The organism is Porphyromonas catoniae ATCC 51270 (genome assembly GCF_000565015.1).
In the GTDB taxonomy this organism is placed as follows: domain Bacteria; phylum Bacteroidota; class Bacteroidia; order Bacteroidales; family Porphyromonadaceae; genus Porphyromonas; species Porphyromonas catoniae.
The window spans coordinates 1-9,802 of sequence record NZ_JDFF01000023.1; the positions used below are offsets into that span (position 1 = coordinate 1).

The 9,802-nt window shown below is 48.7% G+C and carries 8 protein-coding genes and 1 pseudogene; 2 read left to right on the plus strand and 7 right to left on the minus strand.

Going from position 1 to position 9,802, the window contains the following annotated elements:
* Positions 1-774, plus strand: a 774-nt coding sequence (locus HMPREF0636_RS06285; RefSeq protein WP_044169226.1) for a site-specific integrase, incomplete at its 5' end; no start/stop codon positions are given.
* Between the two features lie 63 nt (positions 775-837).
* Here HMPREF0636_RS06285 and HMPREF0636_RS06290 read toward each other — a convergent pair.
* The 3 genes from HMPREF0636_RS06290 to HMPREF0636_RS06310 form a co-directional block, all read right to left on the minus strand.
* Positions 838-1,479: a terminase gene (locus HMPREF0636_RS06290; RefSeq protein ID WP_044169227.1), complete on the minus strand. Its 642-nt coding sequence runs from the start codon at positions 1,477-1,479 to the stop codon at positions 838-840.
* 26 nt (positions 1,480-1,505) lie between these two features.
* The gene (locus tag HMPREF0636_RS08260; RefSeq protein ID WP_282705271.1) at positions 1,506-1,892 is read right to left on the minus strand and encodes an HU family DNA-binding protein; all 387 of its coding nucleotides are present in this window, start codon (positions 1,890-1,892) and stop codon (positions 1,506-1,508) included.
* A 490-nt stretch (positions 1,893-2,382) separates the two neighbouring features.
* Entirely contained in the window at positions 2,383-3,048 is a 666-nt protein-coding gene (locus HMPREF0636_RS06310; protein WP_044169231.1) for a hypothetical protein, read from the minus strand.
* A gap of 91 nt (positions 3,049-3,139) precedes the next feature.
* Here HMPREF0636_RS06310 and HMPREF0636_RS08360 point away from each other — a divergent pair.
* Positions 3,140-4,302, plus strand: a pseudogene (locus HMPREF0636_RS08360) (YWFCY domain-containing protein); the annotation flags it as partial.
* Here HMPREF0636_RS08360 and HMPREF0636_RS06320 read toward each other — a convergent pair.
* The 4 genes from HMPREF0636_RS06320 to HMPREF0636_RS08280 all read right to left on the minus strand — a co-directional run.
* Positions 4,292-5,743, minus strand: coding sequence for a RagB/SusD family nutrient uptake outer membrane protein (locus HMPREF0636_RS06320; protein ID WP_044169233.1), 1,452 nt, complete (start codon positions 5,741-5,743; stop codon positions 4,292-4,294). The pseudogene HMPREF0636_RS08360 and the gene HMPREF0636_RS06320 sit on opposite strands and share 11 nt — an antisense overlap.
* A gap of 70 nt (positions 5,744-5,813) precedes the next feature.
* Positions 5,814-7,496, minus strand: a complete 1,683-nt coding sequence (locus tag HMPREF0636_RS06325) for a TonB-dependent receptor (protein WP_044169234.1) — start codon at positions 7,494-7,496, stop codon at positions 5,814-5,816.
* Between the two features lie 12 nt (positions 7,497-7,508).
* Positions 7,509-8,864 (minus strand): PKD domain-containing protein, encoded by a 1,356-nt coding sequence (locus HMPREF0636_RS06330; protein WP_044169236.1) that lies wholly within the window; start codon positions 8,862-8,864, stop codon positions 7,509-7,511.
* Positions 8,865-9,341: 477 nt separating this feature from the next.
* On the minus strand, positions 9,342-9,802 hold a 461-nt coding region (locus tag HMPREF0636_RS08280; RefSeq protein ID WP_162147895.1), incomplete at its 5' end, for a hypothetical protein.

Sequence of the window (9,802 nt, forward strand, 5' to 3'; positions counted from 1 at the left end):
CAGGAGTTCAGCACCTTTCTCCCTGTCTTTGACAAGCTCATCGATGGCATCCGTCATCCCGTAGGGCATACCGTCAGCAAGGAGAGCTTACAGAAGTACAGCGTCTTGCATAGACACTTCTTCGAGTTCCTAGTACACAGGTATAAGCGTAAGGACATCGGACTGATGGAGTTCACGCCTGCCATCATCCAAGACTTCGAGTTGTACCTCACGACGGTGGCTCTGTGTGCCTACAACACCGTCGTCAAGAAGATGAAGACCTTGAGGACTGTCACCATCTATGCCCTCAAGCGAGGCTATCTCCTCCAAGATCCCTTTCGTGATCTCCACTTCCACCTCGTCCCAGTGGATAGAGGCTTCCTTACCGACGAGGAGATCCTGAGGATAGCCAACAAGGAGCTGACGATCCCTCGTCTTGAGCTCGTCCGTGACCTCTTCCTCTTCTCTTGCTTCACTGGACTTGCCTATATTGATGTGGCCAACCTGCGACGGGAGCACCTAGTCACGCTGGATGGGAAGGTATGGATCATGACACGACGGAAGAAGACAAGCATAGAGAGTAACATCCTCCTTCTAGGCATCCCCAAGGCCATCATCGAGAAGTATAGCTCGAGTACTACTCCCAAGGATGGGAAGCTTTTCCCCATCCTCTCCAACCAGAAGATGAATGCCTACCTCAAGGAGATCGCAGACATATGCGGGTTGCAGAAGCGACTTACCTTCCATCTAGCTCGCCATACCTTTGCGATAGTAATACCACTCGTTATCTGTTAGAATTAAATAGGGCGAAGGCATGCTAGTGCCTCCGCCCTATCTCTAGCTTATATACTCAGGGGCTCAGTCGTCGATGCGATGAACTGGCCACAACCGCTCGATTAAGCGGTAATTATCCATAAGGATGAACTTTTCTCTCCCTATCGCATCCTTGAGTTCCTTTGGAAACTCAGCCATATCTTGATAGTTATTGAGAATAACGAACTCTATGTCCTTATACTCGAAAGGAAAATCATGAGGCACTCTCCATTCTCTTTCATGGGTAAAATCACACGTTTTCCCAATCTTCAAATGTGAAGGACGGTAGGGGGGAGAAAAAGGAGTGATGAGAGACCACACATACTGATGAAAGCCCTTAAACTCTTCCATATGCGTTTTAAATACGTCTGGTCTCATATATAAAGCCGGAGCACCATGCTTAGAGAACACTAGTCCCTTCTTGAAGCCTATTCCATAAGGAGAGTAAAGTTTCGTATGGGCTAATAAACTCATCCACGGGCATTCAGTGAAGCACACAGCCTTAGCTCCAGTCCATGGCATTTGAGTGGCTCTAATCTTCTTCTCGGTCAAGATGGAGATTAGTCTATCTTTCGCCGACATTGAAGAGAACTCCTTGGCTGGGTTCTTTTCATCGAGCCCACCTTTAGGTTCCCCGTTCGAGGTAAAGTGGGCAAGATAGATGGATATATCAGGTCGATTACTCATTTCCTAAGTTCTTTTAGGTTTTACATCTAGATACCTAGGTGGCCATCGCCTCCAGGGTTAGGCGTGGAGCCACCACCGCCTTCGGGCTTCTTTTTCTTCTTGTCCGAAGACTTATACGGGACATCGAGGACACGCTCGGCACGCTCCAGGCGGACGCCCTTGAGCGCCGTCTTCACCTTGACGCGAGGCGTATAGATGACCTTGGCCTTGTCGACGAGTTCTACACCGACCTTCTCAGCGCTCTCCACGCCCGTCCCCGTCTTGGCGGTGATGCTGGGACGGAAGGTGCCCATGTCACCACAGTCGACGCTCTTGCCGTCCTGAAGCAGGCGAACGAGCACCTTCGAAGCACGGTCGAAGACGGCCTTAACGTCGGCCGAGGATATGGTGGTCTCATCCGCTACGAGCTCGATGAACTCCTAGAACTTGACATCAGAATGCAGGTGAATAGCGGGGTACCAGAGGGTTTTTCCGGTCTTGTTGAAGCCGACTTTACGCTCAACAGCTTTGATCTTGATCATGATAGATTAATTTATTGTTAAACAATGCGTTAGAACGCTCTGCTAAGTTAGCCAGATTTTCTTGCGGAAGCAAATAAATTTCTGTACGCACAAAAATTTTCCGCCCTGCGCACGAAAGTTTTTCCGCCTCCGCACGAAAGTAAGTTTACTCACGGAAAGCATCTCCTTCTCCTTGAGACGACAGCTCCTCTCCCTTCGGATAAAATCGTTCTTTCTTCCGCATAGGAAAAATCCTTTTCCGCAGACGAAGCCCCCTTTACCTTTAACAGATAGATCGACCTCTTCCCGGACGAATATTCCCTTTCCCCTCATCCCCAAGAACGACAGAGCCGAAGCGATAACCTCGCTTCGGCTCTGACTTGTCCGCTGAAACAGCAAGCTCCTAGGAGAAGAAGCTAGGCCTCCAGCCCCAACTTGCGGCTACCGACGCCAAGAAGGATAGAAAAGTAATGATTAAAGTGGCTATAGCAATATAATTAGAGATTCGGGCTTTGTCAAGACTCTGCTTGGACAGTTCGAGACTCTGCCTGGTTAGCTCGAGATTCTGATTGAACTGTACGTCCGATCGAGGGATACAGCCATTCGCACAAAAGACTCTAAATTCCTCCGTCACGTATATTGCCTTTGAGGAATACTCTGCCCAGAGCTTGATTACAGAAGCATCCTTTATCTCCGATTTAATTTCGATGGTTTGTTCCTCCCCACCGACACTTATTAGCTTGTCTGGACCTGCTCCTATTGGGAGGTTTGGCTCTACCGTAGTATTCATGAAAAGCATAATATATCCCTCTTGCTCCAATAGTTTGATCAAAGTTACTGTCTCAAGAATTAATCTACGGATTCGAGCATCCCTTTCATCGAGAGGAAAGTTCTTGCTATCTCGAGCAAACATCTTATAGTGTATGCAAACCGTCTGCTCCTCCTTATTGGCCGTTATTTTAGCATCAGGCAAGTCGCTATCAAGGATATTAGCGAGATAGTTATTACGACCATCTCCTTGCAATATACGCTTACACAACTCTTGTTCTTGCTCACTTAATAGTCTCATCGAAGTATTATGTATTATGATATTTAGTGATTAATAGAGCCCCTCCAAAGATTACTCTATGAGATGACCCGCACAAAGATAAGGAGAATGCACCATCCTCTGGACGAAACTCTTCTGCCTCGTCTTCCTCGCGCTATCCTGTCTCGGAACCAAGGGTGTCAAAGAGGAGAGCATTACTTGGCCAAAGATTTGGGCAGTGCTCGCTGTAGGCTTTGTTCTCTTCTTTCTCAACTAGTGGCTACTAGCTTTGACCATCGGCAAGGTAGGTGCTGCCTCGCTCTCCATCTTCACGCTCTCGGTCGGATATATCTGTCTCCTCATGGCTGGTGTGTGGATGAGTCGCCTGCTCAAGAACAACCTGATGGACGACGTCTTCAACCTCGAGAATGAGAGCTTCATGCAGGAGACACGCCTCGGCAAAGATCCCACTCTCTCGCATGATCTCCCCAGCACTCTACTGGGTAATGACCGGCGATGACTTCTCTCTCGACATCAATAACCCACGTGAACCAAAAGTCTTGGTAGTGGGCAACAACCCCGATCGTCAGAACATCTACTCCGCAGCTCTTGGCTTGTATAATTCTCGCATCGTGAAGCTCATTAACAAGAAGAAACAGCTCAAGTCCTCCGTTATCATCGACGAGCTACCAACCATCTACTTCCGCGGGCTCGACAACCTCATCGCAACAGCTCGCTCCAACAAGGTCGCTGTATGTTTAGGCTTTCAGGACTTCTCACAGCTCACACGTGACTACGGCGACAAGGAGAGCAAAGTGATTCAAGAACACCGTGGGGAATGTTTTCAGCGGTCAGGTCGTGGGTGAGACAGCCAAGACACTCTCCGAACGCTTCGGGAAGGTCCTACAGCAACGACAATCCATGACCATCAATAGAAATGACAAGTCAACCTCGATCTCTACACAGCTCGATAGCCTGATACCGGCCAGCAAGATTAGTAACCTTACACAAGGGATGTTCGTCGGGGTCGTATCCGACAACTTCGACGAGCGTATCGAGCAGAAGATCTTCCACGCTGAGATTGTCGTCGATGTCGCTAAGGTTACAGCTGAAACCAAGGCTTACCAGCCCATCCCCGTCATCGCGGAGTTCCTTAACGAAGATGGCTCCGATAGTCTCAGCGAGACCATCGAAGCCAACTATAAATGCGTGAAGCAAGAGATCCTAAGCCTTGTCGCCAGCGAGATCGAGCAAATCAAGAACGATGCTAACCTCAAACATCTGATCAAGGAGTAGGGCTTAATGGAAGAGGAAGCCTCAGATTCCTAGGTAGTGGTCCACCACTCGAACTATGCGCCTCTGAAAGGGGGATAAAAACTATCTCAGCGCTACCTCGAACTTTACTTGGATAAAAGCCTGTACGAGCGATATCATATCCCATTTTCATCTCTAGGACTAGCTCCCTGAAGCGTTCAAGCCAGACTTTTTGCAAGAAGGCATCTATTCCCAGAGCCATCAACTCAGCCTTTGCCTCTTCTCTATTTAGATGTGGCATAGCTCTCAACTGTACATCTAGGAGGGCATCAACAGCCTCCTCTCGCACAGTAGCCTCAGACTGGCAAAGAGCTTCAGCAAACATGAGCAGTATCTCTGAATAGCGATAGGCTCCTAGCTGATTTACCTTTGGTGCTGAGAGGTGTTCTCCCTCTCCGGTGAGCCAAAAGTAGGGAGCAGGATCGAAGACCTCAAAGACAGTCTTATTACCCTCTTGGACCTTGAAGAAGGAGTGGAAATATTGCCTATCCTTTGCTCGTATATCCTCTTCTGAATAGATCGATTGCAGTAGCTTGCTGGGCTGGTAAGCATTAAAGGCAACAGTGGTCTGGACATTACCCCAGCCCTTCGCCTTGCTAGGAAAAGAGAAAATAGCCCGTGATCTACCTTCTTTTACCTGCCAAGTATGCAGATACTCTGGAGCCATTGGATTCTGACGCAACTTATTGTAGGCAGATAAGGCTTCACTGGAGCCATGCCCTGTAAGTTGATACTTCCCCGATGCCAAGATAGGCCTCAAGATAGAGACAGCTTCTACCCACTTATTTTCCCTCAGTGGCAAACAACTCATCTGCATATAAACTTCTGCCAAAAGAGCTCGAGCAATGAAGGCACTAACTCGAGATTTATTCTCGATAAAGGTCTTATGTGGCAAGCGAGCTATAGCATCTTGAAGATCTTTAACGACTAAAGAATAAAGAGTGGCCTCTGTCTCTGATGTTGGGCTAGTACGAGCTGTAGGGTGAGCTCCAAATGTTCTAAGTAGGGAAAAACGATTAAGGGCTCGGAAAAACTTGGCCTCCCCTTGTAGTCTCTCCCGATCTTGGGCATTCACAGACGGACTGTCATTTATGCGCGCTATAATGGTATCGGCTTGCTCAATAGCGTCGAAATAACTCGTGTATAGCTTCTTGCTAAGCTCTTCTACTTTAGGGCTACTCACCTTCCCTTGATGTAGATTGGGATAATAGCCCTCGCTAGCTTCACTCTCAATAAGTCCAGAGAGATAAACAGACCAAGCTAAGGGGAGACCTTCATTGGCATCGGTCTCTAGGGAGATGGAGGGATAGCCAAGATGATACAAAACATCGACAGCAGCCTGAGCCTCCTCTCTAGTCTGATAGGCATTCTGTATCAGAGGATGTATCTCTCCCGCAGGTTGCTCCTTCTCACAAGCCCACAAAAGGCAGCAAAAGATGGCTAGACAAGAGCTTTTAATGAATGTACTTAGGTGCATATAGATGAATGATATTCTAGAATGAGAAACTATAGGCAATTTGACTCGTAATAGAGGAGCTTCTCGGAGTCTGTAGGTTATGGAAAGAACGACTCTGATAAGATAAACTAGCATTTAGGCTATGTCGCTTGAGGAACCGATAACTCGCTTGATAGCGGAGGTTGAATATGCTAGCCTGTAGCACCCCTTCATCGCGCGTTTGATTATAAGAGAATGTTAGCCCCATACTCATCGCATCTTTCAAAAGACGCTTGTTGAGATTAAGCATAGGGCCAACAGTGAACATATTCTTGCGAAGAGCATAGTTGTTACTCCCATTAACTCCAAAGTTTATAGCAAGCTTGAGTGCTGAAAAATCAATGCTATAGTTGCTGGATAGGTTAAGAAAGCGAGTGAGTTTACCTGGCATAATATATCCTCCCTGTTTATCTGCACCTTCTTGATAGCCCAAGCTTGCCGAGAGGTTATGGTTTTGTGCTTCACTCTTCTTGACCTGCCAGTTCATGTTGAGGTCAAGGCTGTTGTTGAGCTGTACAAAGTTTAGCGTATCAAGATTCTCATAGGGCATCTGCTGATTGATATAGTCAAAACTGGATTTGATATTACGATGCCCCTGAAAACTTGAGGCCGACAGCGACAATGAGAAACGATCACTGGGCATGAAGCCGATATTGGCTGAGCTCACAAAGCGCTTGTTCTTTTCTTTCTTGTCGTCGGAGAGGTCATCTCGCTGTACCCCACCACTCAGTGCTAGGCTTAGTTTATCTGAGAAGAAGTTTCGACTATAATTGACTGTTAAATTCTCGTAGTCATTATTAAAGTAGTAAGCACCTAGAGTCTCATAGTCTGGGCTAATACGCTCATAAGCAAGACCGATCTGATTACCCAGTAGCTTATAGCTAAGCTCAGTCTTAAAAGCGTGATAAGGTTTACGAGCATTGGTGCGGAGGTCTTGCTGCATCAGACTAAGACCATACTCAAAAGACCACTGCAGATCCTTGATGAGACTAAGTCCTCCTTCGATACCCAATGCGAGGTTGGCTTTGGGACTAAGACCAAGTGCATCGGCATCAAAAGAGATAGCATCAGCTTTATCTTTAGCCGTAAACACAGTACCGCCAATGAAGAATTTATCCCCATCATAGCGACTCTTGAGCCCGTAGCCCCAGCGCTCGTAGCTTGGTCTAATACTCGGCAACTCAGGATTGAAGTCAACCCGACGTAATAATCGACCACCCATCGCGGAGATTTGCCACCTCCCGGGACTTAGCTCTACGCCCAGACCCGTAAACTGATGGCCATTCAGCGTATAGGGCCCGAAGCTCATAGACACATCACCGATATGAGCCTTCATCCACTTATACGAAGGATGGAGGCTTAGCCGATTGGGGAGTGAGGGATAGGAGAAGTTCGCCCCGTAGTTATTCAGATTAAACGAGAGGGGGATGTTGAGGAGCTCGTAGAGCGATAGGTTCACCGAACCCGTGAGCTGGTATGTGAAGCTCTGGCGTGCTTCGCTAGACTGACTACTGAACAGCGTAGCACGAGCAGAGATACTCCCACTGATCTTAAGGGGCTTCTTCTTACGAAAGGCAAGCACCTCCTCGATATTCTGGGCATAGCTAGGCTTCATCCCGAGGAGCAGCAGAGCCATCAGTAGGAGTATCCTCCGGAGGGACGTAGGGTAAATCTTCAGCATAGGTAATAGAGGTTATTCATTGGGGCGCTTCTCGATCTTGATATCCGCAAGGATATAGGAGGCGGCGCCTGCATGGACATAGCGCTTGACACGGATCACGCCACGACGACCATCTGCCGTACGAAAGAGGACGAAGTGGGGCAAACTCCCCTTGTCAAAGTGTCTAGGACGTGGCTCGCTCCACTGTCTGATGCGGTTGAAGTCCTTAGCCTGCTTGAAGCTCTCGAAGTCTGCATCAGTGATCATACTCCCGTAGTCAGATGGATAATGGACGAAGCTCGCTCCTTGTGCCCCAGGAATGTGTGGAAAGGAACTGGAGACGGCCTGATTGGGTGCAAAGAAGTAGCAATAACTAAAGGAGGAGTTCAAGGCAAAGAAGCCCAAATCGATCTTGCTCCCGAGCTGCTCCTCGGCAATACGCTTCGACGTCACGACCCCTCCTGCATAGGCTGAATAGAAGCATCCGACAGTATTCTTAGCCTCATTGATGCCAAGCTTTAGGTTCACTTGCTCGATGATCCCCCGATTGGGCTTGATAGTAAGAAGCTTCTCCATACGCTGCTCCTCCTTGCCATTGCGAGCTAAAAGGATCAGCTTGTAGTTCCCGGCCCGCTCGAAGCGTACACTTGTGGCCTCGGCCTCGGGATGCTCTATGGTCGCTCCCTCACAGAGCCAGCGATAGGTAAGTCCTCCTGTGGTGAGGTTCTGAGTGCTTAGGGTCAAGGGTGCCTCCCAGTCTTGGTCTACGGCAATGGGGGTATAACTAAAGTCCGCACGCATAGGAGCCTGCAGGATAAAGGTCTTGCTCAGCTCTTCGTAGCGACTGCCATTGAAGACCCTAAGGTGGATCTTATGCTCACCGCCATCTTTGAACGTAATAGCCGAAGGATATTGAGCCGCAGATGAGGAGGGCTCTCCGCCCTCAAAGCTCCACTCATAGCGACTACCGCCTTTGCTCCAATTACGGAGCGTAACTACCGCTGGAGCGATATCGTTAATCGCTATCTGATAGTCGAAGTTCAGCGAAAGTGCCGAGTCTACTCGAAGGGTCTGTTCGCTGACCTTCTCCTCAACGGCGTTCCGCACACGGAGCCGTATCTTATGCTCTCCAGGCTCGGTGAATGTCACTGTCCCGGGTCGCTTCTCTCGTGAGGATGCTGGCGAACCGCCCTCGAACGTCCACTCGTACTCATCCGCCCCATAGCTCTCATTCTTCAGCTGAACCTGCACGGGCGTAGTCTTATCCTCCGCCACTTCGATGGAGAAGGCGGAGGCTATCGGTATGGACTCCTCCCTGAGGCAAGAAGATAGCAAGGCTATCACCAGCAGTACTGCTATCAAGCGATAAGGAATGTGCATTCTATTCATCTTCCGCTCTTTATTACGATCATGTTGTTTATTCTATTCTTTTCTTTTCTAAATGTAACAGGCCCTCATGTTGTAGCACCTTCATTCTAGAGCCTCATTGTGCTCCTAGCCCCCTCTCTCCTTGGGATATTCGTTCATGCCCACGAGTTGCTCTACCTATCCCCTCCTATCTATGGGGTTCCTCAGGGGTGTACAGCGTGAGACAAGCACAGACGAGAGCCCTACAGAGAGTATACTTAGAGGTAGGGTGTGTACACGTGTGTACACTATTGTATACACACGTGTATACTATGGTATACCTGCGTGTATACTCTTCCCCTCTAGGTAGTAGGTATACACGGGGAGAATTCACACCTAGGATACCGATACTCCTGCCTCAGCTCTGGGATGCTCAACCACACGCCTCCCTCAGTCTCTCCCCGATCTTCTCCTTCAGTCCTATTATCTAGGCTGGTGCACCTGTGTGGCATGAGACCGTTATATCCTATCTTCACACTCCTCAGCCCTTGGTACACCGCAGGAGTACACCCGCTGGTAGATACGTACCTCGTCATAGGAGTGGGCGATCATCCGGCCGCCGAAGATATGTACGGACTCAATATCCCAACCGCCCCAGAGGTCGTGCCAAACAAATTCCTCCGTCTGTACGTCGAAGGCCGCTAGGAAGAAGATACCCGATACCCGCACCGAGACGTAGAAGATCCCTTCGTGTAGCAAGAGGCTCGTATACTCTGCGCTATACTCCTTCCCTTCGTAGACAAAGTTATCCCTTCGCTCCTCACAGAGCATGCACCCAGCCTCGAAGTCAAATACAGTATAGTAGCTGCCGAACAAGGAGTATCCTAGTGTCCCCTTGATAAACATCTTAGGTAGTGTCTCATCTTTCCTCTCGAGCACCTTTCCCGTAGCTACATCTATCCGATGTAAGTGCTTTTGGC

Coding starts and splice junctions, on each gene's coding strand:
- HMPREF0636_RS06325 (WP_044169234.1), bottom strand. CDS start 7,496: ATGCTGAAGATTTACCCTACGTCCCTCCGGAGGATACTCCTACTGATG.
- HMPREF0636_RS06330 (WP_044169236.1), bottom strand. CDS start 8,864: ATGAATAGAATGCACATTCCTTATCGCTTGATAGCAGTACTGCTGGTG.
- HMPREF0636_RS06310 (WP_044169231.1), bottom strand. CDS start 3,048: ATGAGACTATTAAGTGAGCAAGAACAAGAGTTGTGTAAGCGTATATTG.
- HMPREF0636_RS06290 (WP_044169227.1), bottom strand. CDS start 1,479: ATGAGTAATCGACCTGATATATCCATCTATCTTGCCCACTTTACCTCG.